This window comes from Edwardsiella tarda ATCC 15947 = NBRC 105688 (assembly GCF_003113495.2).
In the GTDB taxonomy this organism is placed as follows: Bacteria; Pseudomonadota; Gammaproteobacteria; order Enterobacterales; family Enterobacteriaceae; genus Edwardsiella; species Edwardsiella tarda.
The window spans coordinates 3,140,311-3,159,732 of sequence record NZ_CP084506.1 but is presented as its reverse complement, the minus strand read 5'-3'; the positions used below and the strand labels follow the sequence as shown (position 1 = coordinate 3,159,732).

The following is a 19,422-nucleotide window of genomic DNA, read 5'->3' as shown; positions in this document are numbered from 1 at the left end:
TCAATTAATTTCTAACTTATGCAGTTAATGGAAAGTTAGAATTGTGATTTTGTATACAGAGCAGCATGAAAAAAGAAAGGCGCCGAAGGGCGCCTGTGCATTTTTTGGAAATTTTTTAGAATGTTCTATTGACGGATAAGTTGGCGAGACCGATCAATGCCTGCTTATAGGGAGAGTCGTCGAGCACGGCTAATGCCGCGATGGCCTTGTCTGCCTCTTCTTCGGCACGACGGCGGGTATAGTCCAGTGAACCCACCTGTTGCATGGTCTCCAGCACCGGATCCAGCAGATGGCGACCATTGCCCTGCTCGATCGCCTGACGGATCATGGCGGATCGCTCGGGAGAGCCGTGACGCATGGCATGCAATAGCGGCAGTGTCGGCTTGCCCTCGTTGAGATCATCACCGGTATTCTTCCCGAGCGTAGCCCCATCGGCATCGTAATCGAGCAGATCATCGATCAGTTGGAATGCGGTACCGAGATAGCGCCCATAATCCTGTAGCGCGAGCTCCTGATGTGTATCGGCGCCAGCCAAGATAGCGGAGCATTGGGCGGCGGCTTCGAACAGGCGAGCGGTCTTGCTGTAGATCACCTGCATGTAATTCTCTTCGCTGATATCCGGATCGTTAACGTTCATCAGCTGCATGACTTCGCCTTCGGCGATGACATTGGTCGCGGCGGACATCAGCTCCAGGATGCGTAGTGATTGCAGGCTGGTCATCATCTGAAAGGCTCGGGTGTAGATGAAGTCGCCGACCAGTACGCTGGCGGCATTACCGAAGGCGGCGTTAGCGGTGGCTTTACCCCGTCGCATATCCGATTCATCGACGACATCATCGTGCAGGAGTGTCGCGGTATGGATGAATTCGATGAGGGCGGCGATGGTAACATGGCGATCCCCCTGGTAGTGGAGCGCACGCGCCGCCAGTACCGCGATCATCGGACGGATCCGCTTGCCGCCGCCGCTGATGATGTAATAGCCAAGCTGGTTGATGAGCGTGACGTCCGAGTTTAACTGGTGAAGAATTTTTGCGTTAACATCCGCCATATCCTGCGCGGTTAACTCAGTAATTTTTTCTAAATTCATTGTTTTATATCAACTGTGTATGGATGTCCCGCCAGGTGGCAGCCTTTGCCAAGCTGCCATGGGCAGCCAACTATAGTATGATTGTACTTGAAAAATGATTTAGATAAACGGCGGGGAGGGAACTGTGTTTTTTTTCTTCTTTTCCCCTGATTCTACCCTTGTCTTCTGAATGATTTTTGCGTAGAATTCGCGCCCTATTGTGAATATTTATAGCGCGTATTGGACAACGAGCCATGCGTGCGGAAATGCGGAGTTTTATATGTACGCGGTTTTCCAAAGTGGTGGTAAACAACACCGAGTAAGCGAAGGTCAAACCGTTCGCTTGGAAAAGCTGGACATCGCAACTGGTGAAACTGTTGAGTTTGACCAGATTTTGATGGTCGCTAACGGCGAAGACATCAAGATTGGCGTTCCTTTTGTTGCTGGCGGTAAAGTTAAGGCTGAAGTCGTTGCTCACGGTCGTGGCGAGAAGGTGAAGATCGTCAAGTTCCGTCGCCGTAAGCATCATCGTAAACAGCAGGGTCACCGTCAGTGGTTCACTGATGTGAAGATCACTGGTATCAGCGCTTAATTTTAGGAGAGCGGATTAATGGCACATAAAAAGGCTGGCGGCTCCAGTCGCAACGGTCGCGATTCCGAAAGCAAACGCCTGGGCGTAAAACGTTTTGGCGGTGAATCAGTTCTGGCAGGCAGCATCATCGTTCGTCAGCGCGGTACCAAGTTCCACGCTGGTAACAACGTTGGTTGCGGTCGTGACCACACTCTGTTCGCTTTGGCTGACGGTAAAGTTAAGTTCGAAGTTAAAGGCCCGAAAAACCGTAAATTTATCAGCATCGTTGCTGAATAAGTTTTTCGCGTCCTGAAAGATGTAAGGCCCCGCAATACTTTGCGGGGCTTTTTTGCGTTATAAAGACAGACGGTGGCAGGGATGGTCATGGAGAATAAGCAGAGTGCGGCCTTAGGCATCGCGTTGGCATTGACCACCGCTGTTTTCTGGGGGGCGTTGCCGATCGCCATGAAGCAGGTTTTACCTGATATGGCCCCCGAGACCATTGTCTGGTACCGCTTCACCATGGCCGCCATCGGGCTGGGTGGTGTGCTGTGGTTACGCGGTCAACTGCCACCGTTAGCCTCGCTACGTCAGCGGCGTTGGTTATTATGGCTCACGGTCGCTACGGCAGGGTTGCTGGGCAACTTTATTCTGTTCAGCACCTCGTTACAGTATCTGAGCCCGACCACTTCGCAGGTGATCGGGCAGCTTTCCCCGGTCGGCTTGATGTTTGCCAGCGTACTGGTGCTGAAAGAGCGGATGCGACCGGCGCAGGCCGTCGGGGCCGCCTTGCTGATCGCTGGGTTGATCTTATTCTTTAATACCAGCCTGGCAGAGATTCTGACTCGGCTGACGGATTATACCCTTGGCGTGCTGCTTGGCATGGCCGCCGCCGGGGTCTGGGTCTGCTATGGCATCGCGCAGAAGATACTATTGCGTCGCCTGGCCTCGCAGCAGATCCTGTGGCTGTTGTATGCTTTATGTGCAATCTGCCTATGGCCATTGGCGCATCCCGAGCAGATTTACCGACTGAGTACCTGGCAACTGGCCTGTTTGTTATTTTGCGGGGTTAACACGCTGGTTGGCTATGGCGCATTGGCCGAGGCGATGGTGCGCTGGCAAGTGGCGAAAGTGGGGGCGATAGTGACGCTTACTCCACTGTTTACACTGATGTTTTCTGACATTCTGGCGCTACTCTGGCCAGCGACTTTTATGGCGCCCTCGCTGAATGCGGTGGGCTATATCGGCGCCGTCGTGGTGGTGGCCGGAGCCATGTTTTCTGCGATAGGTCACCGTTGGTGGCCGCGCCAACGCAGATAAACCGGGCTGCCAGCGGGCGGTTCGGTCACTGATTTACGGAGACAGTAGATGAAATTTGTAGATGAAGCCGTGATCCACATCGAAGCAGGTGATGGTGGCAATGGCTGCGTCAGCTTCCGTCGCGAGAAATATATCCCTAAAGGGGGTCCGGACGGCGGTGACGGTGGTGACGGCGGTGACGTATACCTGCTGGCCGATGAGAACCTGAACACCCTGATCGACTATCGTTTTGAGAAGTCCTTCCGCGCCGAGCGCGGCCAGAATGGCCAGAGTCGTGACTGCACCGGGAAGCGTGGCCAGGATGTGACGATCAAGGTGCCGGTCGGTACTCGTGTGACCGATGTCGATACTGGCGAAGTATTGGGCGACATGACGCGCCATCAGCAGAAGCTGTTGGTCGGCAAGGGAGGCTGGCATGGCTTGGGCAACACCCGCTTCAAGTCATCGGTCAACCGTACGCCGCGCCAGAAGACCAATGGTACGCCGGGGGACAAGCGCGATCTGAATCTGGAGCTGTTGCTGCTGGCGGATGTCGGCATGCTGGGGCTGCCGAACGCCGGTAAATCGACCTTCATTCGCGCCGTCTCTGCCGCGAAGCCCAAGGTCGCCGACTATCCGTTCACGACCTTGGTACCGAGTCTAGGCGTGGTGCGCATGGATAGCGAGAAGAGCTTCGTCGTCGCGGATATCCCGGGGCTGATCGAAGGGGCTTCCGAAGGGGCCGGTCTGGGTATCCGTTTCCTGCGCCACTTGGAGCGCTGCCGCGTGTTGTTGCACCTGATCGATATCGCGCCGATCGACGAGTCCGATCCGGTCGAAAACGCCCGCGTGATCATCGGTGAGCTGGAGAAGTACAGCGAGAAGCTGTCTCAGAAGCCGCGCTGGCTGGTGTTCAATAAGGCTGACCTGCTGACACCGGAGGAGGCGAAGGCGCGCGCTCAGGCTATCGCCGATGCGCTGGGCTGGGAAGGTGAGCACTATCTGATTTCGGCAGCCAACCGCGAAGGGGTGAATGCCCTGTGCTGGGATGTGATGAACTTCCTGGAGGCGCACCCGCGTGAGGCCGAGGCCGACGAAGAGAAAGAGAAGGCCAAGAAAGCCGAGTTCATGTGGGATGACTACCATCGTGAGCAGCTGGAACAGGCCGAGAGCGAGTGGGAAGAGGAGGATGACGATTGGGATGAGGACGACGACGAAGGCGTCGAGATCATTTACCAGCGTTAATACGCCACCATCCTACCGACAGGGTCGCCATCTGGCGGCCCTGTGTCATTTTGGCTGGTGCGTTGAGGCGCCCTCTGGGGCCAACTGAGCGCCTCTGTGGCGTGATGGCGAGTTGAGTCGCCTAATAGTCCTGTAAGGTGCGTGGTAGTTGGCAACGAGCATTGAGTCCTGGTCCGGGACGATTATTACGTAAGCTGAGTTGCCCCTTATGGAGCTGGAGTACGCGTACCACGATATGCAGCCCTAAGCCGCTGCCGCCAAAGCGGCGATCCAAACGGTGGAAGGGTTCGGTGAGTTCATTGGCGCGTGACTCGTCGATCCCCGGCCCGCCGTCGATCACCTGGAGGGTGCAGTCGCGTCCACTGGGATCGCTGGCGACCCGCAGCACGATATCGCTCTGTTCGGGGCTGTAGCGATGGGCGTTTTCCACGAGGTTGCGCAGCATGAGGCTCAATAGCATCGCATCGCCATGCATCGGTAACTGGGGGGGGATCTCCAGCACCAAGCGCTGGCGGCGTTGGGCGAGCATTTCCCGCAATGCGTGTTGTTGTGGCCGAATCACGTCGGCGATCAGATCTAAGCGTGGATAGTGGCCGCCAGCGAAGTCTTGCCCCGTACGGGACAGCATCAACAGCTGTTCTACCGTCGCCATCAGCTGATCGATGCGCTGCACCAGCATCGCGGCCTGCGCGACGCCATTCTGCTCCATCAACTCCAAGTGCAGGCGTATACCCGCTAATGGGGTACGCAGCTCGTGAGCCGCATCTGCGGTAAAGAGGCGTTCCTGACGCAGAGTATGCTGTAAGCGGGCGAACAGATGGTTGAGCGTTCGGGTAACGGAAGTGATTTCGACCATCTTGCTGTCGATGTCGATGGGCGTCAGGTTGCTGGGCGAGCGTTTCTCCAGACGCGCCTGGAGCTGATTGAGCGGGCGTACGATCCAACTGACGGCCAGTGCCGAGACCAGCAGAGTGATGCTCATCATCACCAGCGAGGGGATCAGTAGGGCCGCGATGGCCTCGCGGATCTCCTTGTCGACATGGGCATTACGCGCCTTAGCGCTGAGGGTTTCATTAACCAGAAAACTGATTTGCTCTCGGCTCTCGTGCCAGAGCCATAATGCGCTGACGAGCTGAGTGATCAATAAGATCAGCGCCAACATGATGAGCAGATTGCGCCGCATGCTGATCATGGTGCCTTTTCCAGCCGATAGCCGACCCCACGCAGAGTCTTGATCCGTTCGCGCCCCAGCTTACGCCGTAGATTATGGATATGTACTTCCAGCGAATTGGAGCTGAGCTCGTCCTGCCAGGAGTAGAGATCTTGCTGTAAAACCTCACGGCTGATGGTTTGTCCCGCGCGGGTCATCAGGCGGGCTAGGATAGTGAACTCCTTGGGGGTAACCTCCAAGGCTTGGTTATTACAGCTGACCTGATGGTTGGAGAGATCGAGGCGAATGTTATCGACCTGGAGGATATTGTCGCACAGCCCTTGCATCCGGCGGATCAGGGCACGTGTACGTGCCAGCAGCTCGGCCAGGGCGAAAGGTTTAACCAGGTAGTCATCGGCACCGGCATCCAAGCCTGCGACCCGTTCACCGACGGTATCACGCGCCGTTAGGATTAAGACCGGGGTAGCAATCCCATCGCGGCGCCACTGACGTAGCGCACTGCCGCCATCCATATCGGGTAGTCCGAGATCGAGGATAATCAAGCTGTATTGCCCGCTCTGCAATAGCCCGTTGGCCTCGGCGGCGCTGCCGGCGCAGTCGCAGGCATAGTTTTCTCGCCCCATCGCTTGCGCCAACCCTTGCTGGATCAACGTGTCGTCTTCGACGATCAGGATCTTCATACGGCCCCGTCAGTTATTACGGTAGATGTCACGGTATAGTCGACTCTCGAAGCGCACCAGTGGCTGACGACGGGTACGTTGATCTTGGGGGGGGACGGCATAGCCCGACAGATACTGGACGAAGGCCATACGTTGGCCACTGGCGGTGGTGATAAAGCCAGCGAGGTTATAGACCCCCTGCAACGATCCGGTCTTAGCCGACACCTTGCCATCCACACCCGCCTCATGCAGCCCGCCACGGTATTGCAGCGTGCCATCGTAGCCGGCCAGTGGCAGCATGCTGATGAAGTTTAGTTGGTTATCATTTTGCGCAATGTATTGCAGGACTTCCATCATGGTGGCTGGGGAAATCAGGTTATGGCGTGACAGGCCCGACCCGTCGACCACGACGGAGTTGCCCAGATTGATCCCTGCCTTCTTGCGTAAGATTTGACGCACCGCATCCGATCCGGCCCGCCAGGTTCCCGGCACGCCGAAATAGCTGTGACCGATGGTGCGGAAGACGGTATCGGCAATCATGTTGTCCGATTTTTTTAGCATGATGCGCAGCAGATCATGCAGCGGAGCCGACTGGGTTTGTGCCAGGATGGTCCCCTGCGGCGTCACCTGGGTTTCGCGCCGTAGATGGCCGCTGATATCGATGTTAGCTTGTTGCAACTCTGCCTTGACGATTGCACCGGCATAGGCCGCGCCATCCTGTACGGCGAAGGCTAACGGTAGCGGGTCGGCGCGCTGGGTCAGGCAGCCGGTCAGGGTATAACGGTTCAGCTCCCCGGGGACGACATCCAGCTCGCAATACTGCGCCTCGGCGGAGCCACGCGCGAGGGTTTTGACCTCGCTGAACATGTGGACCGGGTAGTAGGAGGCGACGCGGATAAACGCCCGCTCGCCCGCCTTCGGCGCGCTATAGAGCGAGACGGAGAAGCAGTTCCGATCGACGATGGCGGCGGCGGGCGGCGCGCTAAAGCATTGGGTCAGGTCGTTCCACGGCCAACCCGGTGCCTTATCGTGACTCGCAAACACCGAGGTATCGATAAAGATATCGCCCCGGATCCGCTCAACTCCCTGTTTCTTGAGGGCGGCGACCATATTGCGGATCTGTTGGCGGCGTAGGGTCGGATCGCCATCGAAACGGACGACCAGATCGCCGTTAAGGGTGCCGTCGCTGATTTGCCCCCGACTCTCGAACGTGGTGGTGAAGCGGAAGTCTGGCCCCAGTTGCAGCAAGGCGACCAAGCCGGTAATCACCTTCTGGGTACTGGCCGGCAATGCCATCTGTTGCCCGTGATAATCGATGGCCGGCGTCGTGGCGCCGACTTTTTGCACCAGCAGCGCCAGATTCGTGCCATCGGGCAGGTATTGGGTATAGTCCTGCACTGGAGTCGCTTGGCTGCTAAACGCCAGCATACAGGCCAGTCCGCTCAGTAATCGTGAAAATCGCATAGTCCCAAGGAAGCCGATAGTTGAGGGTGATGTGTAACGTGCCTGCCATACTAAGGCGCAATGCGGGTCAAAGTAAACGATGATACTTCGCCGACTCTAGGCTAGAATGGCCGGCAAAAGACAGAATTGTGCCTGACCGGGATCTTGTTTCTGGCCAGGTTTATTTTGTGTGGCGTCGAGCCGAACGGTGGGGGATAAGACCGCCGGAGGCGGGCGCCGGTAAAGCAGATTTCGAGGTGACTAAAACAATGAATCAGATTCCGATGACGTTGCGCGGTGCAGAGAAACTGCGTGAAGAGTTAGATTTTTTGAAAGGGACTCGCCGTCCGCAGATCATTGCGGCGATCGCAGAGGCACGCGAGCACGGCGATCTGAAAGAGAATGCGGAGTATCACGCGGCGCGTGAACAGCAAGGGTTTTGTGAAGGGCGTATTCAGGAGATCGAGGCGAAACTCTCCAATGCGCAGGTGATCGATGTCACTAAGATGCCAAACAATGGGCGGGTGATCTTCGGTGCGACCGTTAGCGTGGAAAACGTGGATACGGAAGATCAGCAAACCTATCGCATCGTGGGTGATGATGAGGCGGACTTCAAACACAATCTGATTTCAGTCAATTCACCGATCGCACGTGGCTTGATCGGGAAGGAAGAGGGTGAGGTTGTGACGATCAAAACGCCGGGTGGCGAGGTCGAATACGAAATCCTGAAGGTCGAGTACCTCTAGGCCTTGCTCGCGTGTGACGTGACGCTGTGTGGCATCGCGGAACGGCGCCCAGTGTAAAGATAGGAAAAGGCCGCGTTGCGGCCTTTGCTATATGCTGAGAAAGCACGGCTTTCTGTGTTATATCTTTTCTTTATACGAAAAGAGATTAACGCGGTAAACTGATCTTACGCTCTTCGCTTGGGCGGTAAATCACCAAGACGTTACCGATCAGTTGCACGTTACACGCACCGGTTTCACGGACGATGGCGTCGGCGATCAGGGTTTTGGTTTCGCGCTCTTCAGCGGCGATCTTTACCTTGATCAGCTCATGGTGCGCCAGCGCCTGTTCAATTTCTGCGAGCACCCCTTCAGTAAGGCCGTTCGCGCCGAGTTGCACAACAGGCTTCAGCGAATGGGCCAAGCTTTTCAGGTGCTGTTTTTGCTTGTTAGTCAGATTCATCGTCTTTTTTGCTTAGGTTGGGATTGAAAACGGTACATTCTAGCGCCATCTCAGCATTATCACCAAATCGGTCTTGCGCCGTTGTGGTGTTTTCAAAGCAGATGAACCTGTAATTTAGTGAGTATTAAAGATGGGTAAAAAACGTTCAGCCAGTTCGAGTCGCTGGTTACAGGAACATTTTAGCGATAAATATGTGCAACAAGCACAGAAAAAGGGGCTACGTTCGCGTGCCTGGTTTAAACTGGACGAGATCCAGGGGACAGATAAGATCTTTCGGCCGGGTATGACCGTGGTGGATTTGGGCGCCGCGCCCGGGGGATGGTCACAGTATGTGGTCACACAAATCGGCGATAAAGGTCGGGTGATTGCGTGCGATCTTTTACCTATGGATCCTATCGTTGGCGTCGATTTCCTCCAGGGCGATTTTCGTGATGAATTGGTGCTGGCGGCGCTGATGGAGCGAGTGGGTGATGCCAAGGTGCAGGTGGTGATGTCTGATATGGCACCCAATATGAGCGGCACCCCTTCCGTAGATATTCCGCGTGCCATGTATCTGGTTGAATTGGCGTTGGAAATGGCCAAAGATGTTCTGGCACCCGGTGGTAGTTTTGTGGTGAAGGTCTTTCAGGGAGAGGGATTTGACGAGTATCTGGGCCAGATCCGCTCCCTGTTTACGAAGGTGAAGATTCGTAAGCCTGAAGCTTCGCGTGCGCGTTCGCGCGAAGTGTACATCGTAGCGACAGGGCGGAAACTGTAGTACCCTAACGCTGTTTGTTAACACAGTTGTAAAAAGAGGTTAATCCCTTGAGTGACATGGCGAAAAACCTAATTCTCTGGCTGGTCATCGCGGTAGTGCTGATGTCGGTTTTCCAGAGCTTTGGGCCCAGCGAATCAAATAGCCGCAGGGTGGACTACTCGACGTTCCTGACCGAGGTTAACCAGGATCAGGTGCGCCAGGTCAGCATTGATGGGCGTGCGATCAACGTTACCAAGAAGGATGGTAATCGTTATACCACCTACATTCCGATTAATGATCCGAAACTGTTGGATTCTCTGTTAACCAAGAATGTAAAAGTGATCGGTGAGCCGCCGGAAGAGCCGAGCCTGCTGACGTCGATCTTTATCTCTTGGTTCCCGATGCTGTTGCTGATCGGTGTCTGGATCTTCTTTATGCGCCAAATGCAGGGCGGCGGCGGGAAAGGCGCCATGTCGTTCGGTAAGAGTAAGGCGCGCATGTTGACGGAAGATCAGATCAAAACCACCTTTGCCGATGTGGCCGGTTGCGATGAGGCCAAAGAAGAGGTCGGCGAGTTGGTAGAGTACCTACGTGATCCGAGCCGTTTCCAGAAGTTAGGCGGCAAGATCCCCAAAGGTATCCTGATGGTGGGGCCGCCGGGGACCGGTAAGACCTTGCTGGCCAAGGCGATCGCCGGTGAGGCGAAGGTACCCTTTTTCACGATTTCTGGTTCTGACTTTGTCGAGATGTTTGTCGGCGTCGGTGCCTCTCGTGTACGTGACATGTTCGAGCAGGCTAAGAAGGCGGCACCGTGCATCATCTTTATCGATGAGATCGATGCCGTGGGCCGTCAGCGTGGCGCAGGTTTGGGCGGCGGTCACGATGAACGTGAGCAGACCCTGAACCAGATGCTGGTCGAGATGGATGGCTTCGAAGGCAATGAAGGCATCATCGTTATCGCCGCCACTAACCGTCCAGACGTGCTGGACCCGGCGCTGCTGCGTCCCGGTCGTTTCGACCGTCAGGTCGTGGTTGGTTTGCCGGATGTGCGTGGTCGTGAGCAGATCCTGAAGGTGCATATGCGCCGAGTCCCGTTGGCAACGGATATCGATGCTTCGGTGATCGCGCGTGGTACGCCGGGCTTCTCCGGTGCCGATCTGGCTAACCTGGTTAACGAGGCGGCGTTGTTCGCTGCACGTAACAACAAGCGTGTCGTCTCGATGGTCGAGTTCGAAAAGGCCAAAGATAAGATCATGATGGGGGCTGAGCGCCGTTCCATGGTGATGACCGAGGCGCAAAAAGAGTCAACGGCCTACCATGAAGCCGGGCATGCGATCATCGGTCGTTTGGTCCCGGAGCATGATCCGGTGCATAAGGTGACGATTATTCCGCGCGGCCGTGCATTGGGCGTGACCTTTTTCCTGCCGCAGGGTGACTCCATCAGCTACAGCCGTCAGAAGCTGGAAAGCATGATCTCTGTCGCCTACGGCGGTCGTCTGGCCGAAGAGCTGATTTACGGTACCGAGAATGTCTCTACCGGGGCATCACAGGATATCAAGCAGGCGACCACCATTGCCCGTAACATGGTGACTCAGTGGGGCTTCTCCGAGAAGTTGGGGCCGTTGCTGTATGCCGAAGAGGAGGGCGAGGTCTTCCTCGGCCGCTCTGTCGCTAAGAGCAAGCACATGTCCGACGAGACGGCGCGTATCATCGACCAAGAGGTCAAGGCGCTGATCGAACGTAACTACCAACGTGCTCGGCAGTTGCTGGTCGATAATATGGATATCATGCATGCCATGAAGGATGCGTTGATGAAGTATGAGACCATCGATGCACCGCAGGTCGATGATCTGATGGCGCGCCGTGAGGTTCGCCCACCGGCAGGCTGGTTGGATGAGCAGGCTAACCGCCAGGCTCAGGCTCAGCAACCTGCAGCGCAGGCACAACCTCAGCCGACGGCGGCCCCGGCAGAGCCGACGACGCCCGCGGAAGATAACAGCACGGTACGCAGCGACGACGATCGCGATCAACATAACGGTGGCGAGAAGTAATTCCGCATACCGCTACGCAACAACCCCGGCTTGCCCGGGGTTTTTTTTTGCGTTCCAATATCCTCTCTGATTTTTCTTTGCCAAAGGTGTTGCCGATGCTGCTCAGGTCTCGCGATCTTACCCTCAATCTCAATTATCCCCAGGTGATGGGGATCTTGAATGTTACCCCCGACTCCTTCTCCGACGGTGGGCGTCATAATGTGTTGGATGCCGCATTGCGCCACGCCGAGTCGATGATCATGGCGGGCGCCACCATTATCGATGTCGGCGGTGAGTCGACGCGTCCCGGTGCCGCCGAGGTGAGTACGGAGGAGGAGCTGGCGCGGGTGGTGCCGGTCGTCGAGGCGTTGACGCAGCGCTTCGAAGTTTGGGTTTCCGTTGACACCTCGAAGGCCGCCGTGATCCGCGCTTGTAGCGCCGCGGGAGCCGACATGATCAATGACATCCGTTCGCTGAGTGAGCCGGGAGCCTTGGCGGCGGCGGCCGAGAGTGGGCTACCGGTCTGCCTGATGCATATGCAGGGGGAGCCGAAGAGCATGCAACAGAGCCCACAGTATGACGACGTGGTGGCGGAAGTTGACGCCTACCTTACGGCTCAGATCGCGCGCTGCGTGGCCGGGGGGATCGCGCGCGAACGCCTGATCCTCGATCCCGGTTTTGGCTTCGGCAAGAACTTGACGCATAATTACCGCCTTCTGGCTCACCTGGCGCACTTTCACCACCACGGTTTGCCACTCTTAGTGGGGATGTCCCGCAAGTCGATGATCGGGCAATTATTGAATGTGCCTCCGTCCCAGCGGATTGCCGGCAGCGTCGCGTGCGCCGTGATTGCCGCGATGCAGGGAGCGCAGATTATCCGTGTGCACGATGTGCGTGAGACCGTCGACGCCATGCGCGTGGTGGAAGCCACACTTTCAGCGAAGGAATAAAAGCAAATGAGTGAACGTAAATATTTTGGTACCGATGGCATTCGTGGCAAGGTGGGCAGTAATCCGATAACTCCTGACTTTGTGCTCAAGTTGGGTTGGGCGGCAGGCAAGGTCTTAGCGCGTCATGGCTCACGCAAGATCATCATCGGTAAAGATACGCGTATCTCCGGTTATATGCTGGAGTCGGCGCTTGAGGCAGGGCTGGCGGCGGCCGGTCTCTCGGCCGCCTTCACCGGGCCGATGCCGACGCCAGCCATCGCCTACCTGACGCGTACCTTCCGCGCCGAGGCAGGCATCGTCATCTCCGCCTCCCATAACCCTTACTATGATAATGGGATTAAGTTCTTCTCCATCGACGGTACCAAGTTGCCGGACGAGGTCGAGGCGGCGATCGAGGCCGAGTTAGAGAAGCCGCTGACCTGTGTCGAATCGGCGGAGTTGGGTAAGGCCAGTCGTATCGTAGATGCGGCCGGTCGTTACATTGAATTCTGTAAGAGCACCTTCCCGAACGCCTTGAGCCTGAACGGATTGAAGATCGTCGCCGACTGCGCCAACGGTGCGACCTACCACATTGCACCGAATGTGCTGCGTGAGCTGGGAGCGGAGGTGATCACCATCGGCACCTCGCCGGACGGGATGAACATCAATAAAGAGTGCGGGGCGACGGATGTCCGTGCCCTGCAGGCGCGTGTCGTCGCCGAGCAGGCGGATTTAGGGATGGCCTTTGACGGTGACGGTGATCGTCTGATCATGGTCGATCATCAGGGTAACAAGGTCGACGGCGATCAGATCCTGTATATCGTGGCGCGCGAGGCGCTGCGCCAGGGTAAATTGCATGGCGGCGTGGTGGGCACCTTGATGAGCAACATGGGATTGGAACTGGCATTGAAACAGCTGGGTATCCCCTTTGCGCGGGCCAAGGTGGGCGACCGTTATGTGTTGGAGACCCTGCAAGAGAAGGGATGGCGCATGGGCGCGGAGAATTCCGGCCATGTTATCATTCTGGATCAGACGACGACCGGGGATGGTATCGTCGCGGGCCTGCAAGTGTTGGCGGCGATGGCGCGCAATCACATGAGTCTGGCGGATCTGTGCAGCGGTATGACCCTGCTGCCGCAGGTGTTAGTCAATGTGCGCTTTGCCGGGCAAAACGATCCCTTGCAGGATGCCGCGGTGCAACAGGCCTGTGTCGAGGTTGAACAACAACTGGCCGGTCGGGGGCGGGTATTGCTGCGTAAGTCTGGCACCGAGCCGTTGATCCGCGTGATGGTCGAGGGCGAGGAGCTGGCGCAGGTGACGCGTTTAGCCGAGAGCATCGCGGCGGCGGTGAAGGCGGTCGGCTGACGACCTGTGGCGGAAAAAACGGCATCAGGCGCACCTTTTGCCGCTTTTTCCGCCAATCGCATCGGCGAGGAAAATTTACCCTTGCGCCCTCTAACGGCATTGGGTAGTATTCACACCCGCTTCAGTGGATGTTTTATCCATGGGTTCGATGGAAGCTTTTGACTGCGGATGGGCCGCAAGGAATCAGGTACGACTATGTATGAAGCTCTTTTGGTAATTTTCCTGCTGATCTCTGTGGCGTTGATCGCCCTGATCATGTTGCAGCAGGGTAAAGGTGCTGACATGGGCGCTTCATTCGGCGCAGGCGCCTCGGCGACGCTGTTTGGTTCCAGCGGTAGCGGCAACTTTATGACCCGTACGACGGGCATCCTGGCGACGCTGTTTTTCGTGCTGAGCCTGGTGTTGGGCAACCTGAGCGGTCATCAGAATAAGCAAGGCAGTGAGTGGGACAACCTGGGTCAGCCTGTAAAGACTGAACAGCCGGCTAAACCGGCCGCACCGGCTACGCCGAGCAGCGATATCCCGAACTGATCGTTCCCGCAGTGAGTTTTGCCATGATGCGTCTGGCGTCATGGTACCTAAATGCCGAGGTGGTGGAATTGGTAGACACGCTACCTTGAGGTGGTAGTGCCCAATAGGGCTTACGGGTTCAAGTCCCGTCCTCGGTACCAATCCTAGATATGTTGTTTTTTCTACGCTGTTAGAGTAGAATTCGCCACGATTCGGACGCGGGGTGGAGCAGCCTGGTAGCTCGTCGGGCTCATAACCCGAAGGTCGTCGGTTCAAATCCGGCCCCCGCAACCAATTTCCTTCAGTATCTATTTTCAAATATACTGTTAACGCAGAGCCTCGGGCCGCGAAGTATCATTTGAAAAATATACTTGCGAGACTGGCTTCGAATCCCGCTTGGCGGTATATAGGGTCCAGTTGCATAAAGCCCCGATTATTCGGGGTTTTTTGTTATCTGACAACAGAATCACTGGGCTATAAGGCCCTTTTTTTATGTCTTGGGGGTGGGCTTGTCCACATTAGAGCAAAAATTAACAGAGATGATTACGGCGCCGGTCGAAGCCCTGGGCTTCGAGCTGGTCGGGATTGAGTTCATCCGTGGCCGCCATTCAACGCTGCGAATCTATATCGATAGTGAAGAAGGTATCACTGTTGATGATTGTGCTGATGTTAGCCACCAGGTCAGCGCCGTTCTTGACGTAGAGGATCCGATTTCAGTCGCCTATAACCTGGAAGTCTCCTCGCCGGGGATGGATCGCCCGTTGTTTACCGCCGAACATTACACCCGTTTTCTGAATGAGGAAGTGACGCTGGTATTGCGGATGGCGATGCAGAATCGTCGCAAGTGGCAGGGTGTCATCAAGGCGGTAGACGGCGAGATGATTACGGTCACGGTTGATGGCAAAGATGAAGTGTTCGCGCTGAGCAATGTCCAGAAAGCGAACCTGGTACCCCACTTTTAACGTTCGGATGAGGCAACTAGGATGAATAAAGAGATTCTGGCTGTTGTGGAGGCCGTTTCCAACGAAAAGGCGCTGCCGCGCGAGAAGATTTTTGAGGCGCTGGAAACCGCGCTGGCTACGGCTACCAAGAAAAAATATGAGCAAGAAATCGATGTGCGCGTTGCCATCGATCGTAAATCTGGCGACTTCGATACTTTCCGTCGCTGGCTGATCGTCGAGGAAGTGACCCAACCGACCCGTGAAATTACGCTGGAAGCGGCACGCTTCGAAGATCCGGCGTTTGATCTGGGCGACTATGTTGAAGATCAGATCGAATCTGTCACCTTCGACCGTATCACTACCCAGACCGCTAAGCAGGTTATCGTGCAGAAAGTGCGTGAGGCCGAGCGGGCGATGGTCGTGGATGCCTTCCGCGAGCACGAAGGTGAAATCGTCACCGGGGTGGTGAAGAAAGTTAACCGTGACAGCATTTCGCTGGATCTGGGCAACAACGCCGAAGCGGTGATTGGCCGTGAAGACATGTTGCCGCGCGAAAACTTCCGTCCGGGCGACCGTATCCGTGGCGTGCTGTACGCGGTGCGTCCAGAAGCGCGTGGCGCACAGTTGTTCGTCACCCGTTCCCGTCCGGAGATGCTGATCGAGCTGTTCCGCATCGAAGTGCCGGAGATCGGCGAAGAAGTGATCGAAATCAAGGGCGCCGCTCGCGATCCGGGCTCTCGTGCCAAGATTGCCGTGAAGACCAATGACAAGCGTATCGATCCGGTCGGTGCCTGTGTCGGCATGCGTGGTGCACGCGTGCAGGCGGTCTCTAGCGAACTGGGCGGTGAACGTATCGATATCGTGCTGTGGGACGATAACCCGGCACAGTTCGTCATCAACGCGATGGCACCGGCGGATGTCGCCTCCATCGTGGTCGATGAAGACAAGCACACCATGGATATTGCCGTAGAGGCCTCCAACCTGGCTCAGGCTATCGGCCGTAACGGTCAGAACGTCCGTCTGGCGTCTCAGCTGAGCGGCTGGGAGCTGAACGTGATGACGGCGGAGGATCTGCAGGCCAAACATCAGGCTGAGGCTCACGCCGCCATTGATACCTTTACCAAGCATCTGGATATCGATGAAGAGTTCGCTACCCTGCTGGTCGAAGAAGGCTTCTCCACGCTGGAAGAGCTGGCTTACGTACCGGAGCGTGAACTGCTGGCGATCGATGGCCTGGATGAAGAGAGCGTCGAAGCACTGCGTACCCGTGCCAAGAATGCACTGACGACGCTGGCGCTGGCGCAGGAAGAGAGCCTGGGCGACAACAAACCGGCGGACGATTTGCTCAATTTGCCGGGCATGGAGCGTAGCGTCGCCTTTAAACTGGCCGCACGCGGAGTGTGCACGCTGGAAGATCTTGCCGAGCAGGGCGTCGATGACCTGACCGATATTGAAGGCTTGAACCATGAGTCAGCGGGTGAGCTGATCATGGCGGCGCGTAATATCTGTTGGTTTGGCGATAGTGAATAATGAACTGTAGCAGGAAGGAACAGCATGGCAGAAGTAACGGTAAAATCACTGGCAGCAGAGATCCAAACTTCGGTTGAGCGCCTGGTACAGCAACTGGCTGATGCAGGTATTAACAAATCACCCGACGACTCTGTGAGCCCCCAGGAACGTGAAGCGCTGCTGGCTCATTTAAATCGTGAGCACGGTGGATCTTCCGGTAAACTGACGCTACAACGTAAGACGCGTAGCACGCTGAGTGTCCCAGGCACCGGCGGTAAGAGTAAGTCAGTGCAGATTGAAGTCCGCAAGAAGCGCACTTATGTGAAGACCGACGCTGCGGCCCTCCAGGCGGAAGCCGAGGCTCAGGCGAAGCGCGAAGCGGAAGAACAGGCGAAACGCGAGGCTGAAGAGCAGGCTCAGCGCGAGGTGGCCGAACAGGCCAAGCGCGAAGCCGCAGAGCAGGCCAAGCGTCAACAAGAAGAACAAGCCAAACGTGAGGCCGCTGAAAAAGCTAAGCGTGAAGCAGCGGAAAAAGAAAAAGTGACCAACCAACATACCGACGAAAAAACTAAAGCTGCGCAGGCGGAAAAGGCCAAGCGCGAAGCTGAAGCCGCTGAACTGAAACGCAAGGCAGAAGAAGAAGCGCGCCGTAAGCTGGAAGAAGACGCCCGTAAGGTGGCTGAAGAAGCCCGCCGTATGGCCGAAGCCAACGAAGGCAAGTGGACCGAAAACGCCAGCGAAGAAGATAGCAGCGATTACCACGTGACCACCTCTCACCACGCTCGCGAAGCGGAAGATGAGAACGATCGCCAGGTTGAAGGCGATCGCCGTGCCCGCGGTCGCGGTGGCAAAGCGGCCAAGCAGAAGAAAGGCAGCAAGCTGTCCGAATCTAAGGCCGATCGTGAAGAGGCCCGTGCGGTCAACCGCGGCGGCAAAGGTGGTAAGCGTAAGCCGAGTACATTGCAGCAGGGCTTTACCAAGCCGGCTCAGGCCGTTAACCGTGACGTGGTGATCGGCGAAACCATCACCGTGGCCGAACTGGCTAACAAGATGGCGGTGAAAGGTTCCCAGGTCATCAAGGCGATGATGAAGATGGGCGCGATGGCGACCATTAACCAAGTCATCGACCAAGAGACCGCTCAGCTGGTCGCGGAAGAGATGGGTCACAAGGTGATCCTGCGCCGTGAAAACGAGCTGGAAGAGGCGGTCATGAACGATCGTGATACCGGTGCTGCCGCAGAGCCGCGTGCGCCGGTCGTGACCATCATGGGTCACGTTGACCACGGTAAAACCTCACTGCTGGACTACATCCGCTCTACCAAGGTAGCGGCGGGTGAAGCGGGCGGGATCACCCAGCATATCGGTGCGTATCATGTTCAGACCGATAACGGCATGATCACCTTCCTGGATACGCCGGGGCACGCTGCGTTTACCGCGATGCGTGCACGTGGTGCTCAGGCGACCGATATCGTGGTTCTGGTGGTGGCGGCCGATGACGGCGTGATGCCGCAGACTATCGAGGCGATTCAGCATGCCAAGGCGGCCGGTGTTCCGTTGGTCGTGGCGGTGAACAAGATCGATAAGCCAGAAGCCGATCCGGATCGTGTGAAGAACGAACTGTCCCAGTATGGCGTCATGCCGGAAGAGTGGGGCGGTGAAGCCCAGTTCGTCCATGTTTCCGCGAAAGCAGGGACCGGTATCGACGAGCTACTGGACGCCATCTTGCTGCAGTCCGAAGTGCTGGAGCTGAAAGCGGTGCGTAATGGCATGGCCAGCGGCGTAGTGATTGAATCCTTCCTGGACAAGGGCCGTGGCCCGGTGGCGACGGTGCTGGTACGTGAAGGTACGCTGCACAAGGGCGACATCGTGCTGTGTGGCTTCGAGTATGGCCGCGTGCGTGCCATGCGTGACGAGCTGGGCCGTGAAATCACGGAAGCCGGTCCGTCCATCCCTGTCGAGATCCTCGGTATGTCCGGTGTGCCGGCGGCGGGGGATGAGGCGACGGTGGTGCGTGACGAGAAGAAAGCGCGTGAAGTGGCGCTGTATCGTCAGGGCAAGTTCCGCGAAGTCAAACTGGCACGTCAGCAGAAGGCCAAGCTGGAGAATATGTTCTCCAACATGGTCGAGGGCGAAGTCTCCGAACTGAACATCGTGCTGAAGGCCGACGTTCAGGGTTCTGTCGAAGCGATTGCCGACTCTCTGCGTAAGCTCTCCACCGATGAAGTGAAGGTGAAGATCGTCGGCTCTGGCGTAGGCGGTATTACCGAAACCGACGCCACGCTGGCCGCGGCATCCAATGCCATCCTGTTAGGCTTCAACGTCCGTGCCGATGCCTCTGCGCGTCGCGTGGTGGAAGCGGAAAACTTGGATCTGCGTTATTACTCCGTCATCTATGATCTGATTGACGAAGTTAAACAGGCGATGAGCGGCATGTTGGCGCCGGAATACAAGCAGGAAATCATCGGCCTGGCCGAAGTCCGCGATGTGTTCAAGTCTCCGAAGTTTGGCGCCATCGCTGGCTGTATGGTCACCGAGGGTGTGGTCAAGCGTCACAGCCCGATCCGTGTCCTGCGCGAAAACGTGGTGATCTACGAAGGCGAACTGGAGTCCCTGCGTCGCTTCAAAGATGACGTCAACGAAGTCCGTAACGGTATGGAATGTGGTATCGGTGTGAAGAACTACAACGACGTCCGTCCGGGTGACGTGATCGAAGTGTTCGAGACCATCGAAGTGAAACGCTCTATCGACTGATTCAGTCGCGCC

The 19,422-nt window shown here is 56.7% G+C and carries 18 protein-coding genes and 2 tRNA genes; 15 read left to right on the top strand and 5 right to left on the bottom strand.

Features of this window, described 5'->3' with window-relative positions; genetic code table 11:
* Nucleotides 1–115: 115 nt before the first annotated feature.
* Complete coding sequence (gene ispB / locus DCL27_RS14660) at nucleotides 116–1,087, bottom strand: octaprenyl diphosphate synthase (RefSeq protein WP_005281299.1); 972 nt, start codon at nucleotides 1,085–1,087, stop codon at nucleotides 116–118.
* Nucleotides 1,088–1,346: 259 nt separating this feature from the next.
* Here ispB and rplU point away from each other — a divergent pair, with 259 nt between their 5' ends.
* The 4 genes from rplU (at nucleotide 1,347) to cgtA (ending at nucleotide 4,181) form a co-directional block, all read left to right on the top strand.
* Nucleotides 1,347–1,658 (top strand): 50S ribosomal protein L21, encoded by a 312-nt coding sequence (gene rplU, locus DCL27_RS14655; RefSeq protein WP_005281302.1) that lies wholly within the window; start codon nucleotides 1,347–1,349, stop codon nucleotides 1,656–1,658.
* An 18-nt stretch (nucleotides 1,659–1,676) separates the two neighbouring features.
* On the top strand, nucleotides 1,677–1,934 hold the full coding sequence (gene rpmA / locus DCL27_RS14650; protein ID WP_005281305.1) for a 50S ribosomal protein L27: 258 nt from the start codon (nucleotides 1,677–1,679) through the stop codon (nucleotides 1,932–1,934).
* A gap of 87 nt (nucleotides 1,935–2,021) precedes the next feature.
* Complete coding sequence (locus tag DCL27_RS14645; RefSeq protein WP_035594156.1) at nucleotides 2,022–2,957, top strand: DMT family transporter; 936 nt, start codon at nucleotides 2,022–2,024, stop codon at nucleotides 2,955–2,957.
* 48 nt (nucleotides 2,958–3,005) lie between these two features.
* Complete coding sequence (gene cgtA / locus DCL27_RS14640) at nucleotides 3,006–4,181, top strand: Obg family GTPase CgtA (protein WP_005281310.1); 1,176 nt, start codon at nucleotides 3,006–3,008, stop codon at nucleotides 4,179–4,181.
* Nucleotides 4,182–4,302: 121 nt separating this feature from the next.
* On the opposite strand, the gene pmrB is transcribed toward cgtA, so the two are convergent.
* From pmrB to dacB, 3 genes are read right to left on the bottom strand one after another with little or no spacing between them, the layout of a single operon-like run.
* A complete protein-coding gene (gene pmrB, locus DCL27_RS14635; RefSeq protein ID WP_005281313.1) occupies nucleotides 4,303–5,373 on the bottom strand; it encodes a two-component system sensor histidine kinase PmrB in 1,071 nt (356 codons plus the stop codon).
* Complete coding sequence (pmrA, locus tag DCL27_RS14630) at nucleotides 5,370–6,032, bottom strand: two-component system response regulator PmrA (protein WP_005281315.1); 663 nt, start codon at nucleotides 6,030–6,032, stop codon at nucleotides 5,370–5,372. Before pmrA ends, pmrB begins: the two co-directional genes overlap by 4 nt.
* Before the next feature lie 9 nt (nucleotides 6,033–6,041).
* Nucleotides 6,042–7,475, bottom strand: a complete 1,434-nt coding sequence (gene dacB / locus DCL27_RS14625; RefSeq protein ID WP_035600550.1) for a serine-type D-Ala-D-Ala carboxypeptidase — start codon at nucleotides 7,473–7,475, stop codon at nucleotides 6,042–6,044.
* 248 nt (nucleotides 7,476–7,723) lie between these two features.
* On the opposite strand from dacB, the gene greA reads away from it, so the two are divergent.
* Nucleotides 7,724–8,200 carry a transcription elongation factor GreA gene (gene greA / locus DCL27_RS14620; RefSeq protein ID WP_005295955.1) on the top strand — a complete coding sequence of 159 codons (477 nt, stop codon included), beginning with the start codon at nucleotides 7,724–7,726 and terminating at the stop codon, nucleotides 8,198–8,200.
* 145 nt (nucleotides 8,201–8,345) lie between these two features.
* On the opposite strand, the gene yhbY is transcribed toward greA, so the two are convergent.
* A complete protein-coding gene (gene yhbY, locus DCL27_RS14615; protein WP_005281323.1) occupies nucleotides 8,346–8,639 on the bottom strand; it encodes a ribosome assembly RNA-binding protein YhbY in 294 nt (97 codons plus the stop codon).
* A 130-nt stretch (nucleotides 8,640–8,769) separates the two neighbouring features.
* On the opposite strand from yhbY, the gene rlmE reads away from it, so the two are divergent.
* From rlmE to infB, 10 genes are all read left to right on the top strand, one after another.
* Complete coding sequence (rlmE, locus tag DCL27_RS14610; protein ID WP_005281325.1) at nucleotides 8,770–9,396, top strand: 23S rRNA (uridine(2552)-2'-O)-methyltransferase RlmE; 627 nt, start codon at nucleotides 8,770–8,772, stop codon at nucleotides 9,394–9,396.
* Nucleotides 9,397–9,452: 56 nt separating this feature from the next.
* Nucleotides 9,453–11,426, top strand: coding sequence for an ATP-dependent zinc metalloprotease FtsH (ftsH, locus tag DCL27_RS14605; RefSeq protein WP_005281327.1), 1,974 nt, complete (start codon nucleotides 9,453–9,455; stop codon nucleotides 11,424–11,426).
* Between the two features lie 95 nt (nucleotides 11,427–11,521).
* Nucleotides 11,522–12,355 (top strand): dihydropteroate synthase, encoded by an 834-nt coding sequence (gene folP, locus DCL27_RS14600; protein WP_035600553.1) that lies wholly within the window; start codon nucleotides 11,522–11,524, stop codon nucleotides 12,353–12,355.
* 6 nt (nucleotides 12,356–12,361) lie between these two features.
* Entirely contained in the window at nucleotides 12,362–13,699 is a 1,338-nt protein-coding gene (gene glmM, locus DCL27_RS14595; RefSeq protein ID WP_005281333.1) for a phosphoglucosamine mutase, read from the top strand.
* Nucleotides 13,700–13,894: 195 nt separating this feature from the next.
* Complete coding sequence (gene secG / locus DCL27_RS14590; protein ID WP_005295945.1) at nucleotides 13,895–14,230, top strand: preprotein translocase subunit SecG; 336 nt, start codon at nucleotides 13,895–13,897, stop codon at nucleotides 14,228–14,230.
* Between the two features lie 53 nt (nucleotides 14,231–14,283).
* Nucleotides 14,284–14,370 (top strand) — tRNA-Leu (locus DCL27_RS14585).
* Nucleotides 14,371–14,426: 56 nt separating this feature from the next.
* Nucleotides 14,427–14,503: transfer RNA gene (locus tag DCL27_RS14580), tRNA-Met, on the top strand.
* Between the two features lie 215 nt (nucleotides 14,504–14,718).
* Nucleotides 14,719–15,171, top strand: a complete 453-nt coding sequence (gene rimP / locus DCL27_RS14575; RefSeq protein WP_005295942.1) for a ribosome maturation factor RimP — start codon at nucleotides 14,719–14,721, stop codon at nucleotides 15,169–15,171.
* Between the two features lie 21 nt (nucleotides 15,172–15,192).
* Nucleotides 15,193–16,680 (top strand): transcription termination factor NusA, encoded by a 1,488-nt coding sequence (gene nusA / locus DCL27_RS14570; protein ID WP_035597096.1) that lies wholly within the window; start codon nucleotides 15,193–15,195, stop codon nucleotides 16,678–16,680.
* Nucleotides 16,681–16,704: 24 nt separating this feature from the next.
* Nucleotides 16,705–19,410, top strand: coding sequence for a translation initiation factor IF-2 (infB, locus tag DCL27_RS14565; RefSeq protein ID WP_005281348.1), 2,706 nt, complete (start codon nucleotides 16,705–16,707; stop codon nucleotides 19,408–19,410).
* Nucleotides 19,411–19,422: the final 12 nt, after the last annotated feature.

Coding starts and splice junctions, on each gene's coding strand:
- glmM (WP_005281333.1), top strand. CDS start 12,362: ATGAGTGAACGTAAATATTTTGGTACCGATGGCATTCGTGGCAAGGTG.
- infB (WP_005281348.1), top strand. CDS start 16,705: ATGGCAGAAGTAACGGTAAAATCACTGGCAGCAGAGATCCAAACTTCG.
- rlmE (WP_005281325.1), top strand. CDS start 8,770: ATGGGTAAAAAACGTTCAGCCAGTTCGAGTCGCTGGTTACAGGAACAT.
- yhbY (WP_005281323.1), bottom strand. CDS start 8,639: ATGAATCTGACTAACAAGCAAAAACAGCACCTGAAAAGCTTGGCCCAT.
- ispB (WP_005281299.1), bottom strand. CDS start 1,087: ATGAATTTAGAAAAAATTACTGAGTTAACCGCGCAGGATATGGCGGAT.
- DCL27_RS14645 (WP_035594156.1), top strand. CDS start 2,022: ATGGAGAATAAGCAGAGTGCGGCCTTAGGCATCGCGTTGGCATTGACC.
- greA (WP_005295955.1), top strand. CDS start 7,724: ATGAATCAGATTCCGATGACGTTGCGCGGTGCAGAGAAACTGCGTGAA.
- rpmA (WP_005281305.1), top strand. CDS start 1,677: ATGGCACATAAAAAGGCTGGCGGCTCCAGTCGCAACGGTCGCGATTCC.
- rplU (WP_005281302.1), top strand. CDS start 1,347: ATGTACGCGGTTTTCCAAAGTGGTGGTAAACAACACCGAGTAAGCGAA.
- nusA (WP_035597096.1), top strand. CDS start 15,193: ATGAATAAAGAGATTCTGGCTGTTGTGGAGGCCGTTTCCAACGAAAAG.
- dacB (WP_035600550.1), bottom strand. CDS start 7,475: ATGCGATTTTCACGATTACTGAGCGGACTGGCCTGTATGCTGGCGTTT.
- pmrA (WP_005281315.1), bottom strand. CDS start 6,032: ATGAAGATCCTGATCGTCGAAGACGACACGTTGATCCAGCAAGGGTTG.
- pmrB (WP_005281313.1), bottom strand. CDS start 5,373: ATGATCAGCATGCGGCGCAATCTGCTCATCATGTTGGCGCTGATCTTA.
- folP (WP_035600553.1), top strand. CDS start 11,522: ATGCTGCTCAGGTCTCGCGATCTTACCCTCAATCTCAATTATCCCCAG.
- ftsH (WP_005281327.1), top strand. CDS start 9,453: ATGGCGAAAAACCTAATTCTCTGGCTGGTCATCGCGGTAGTGCTGATG.
- cgtA (WP_005281310.1), top strand. CDS start 3,006: ATGAAATTTGTAGATGAAGCCGTGATCCACATCGAAGCAGGTGATGGT.
- secG (WP_005295945.1), top strand. CDS start 13,895: ATGTATGAAGCTCTTTTGGTAATTTTCCTGCTGATCTCTGTGGCGTTG.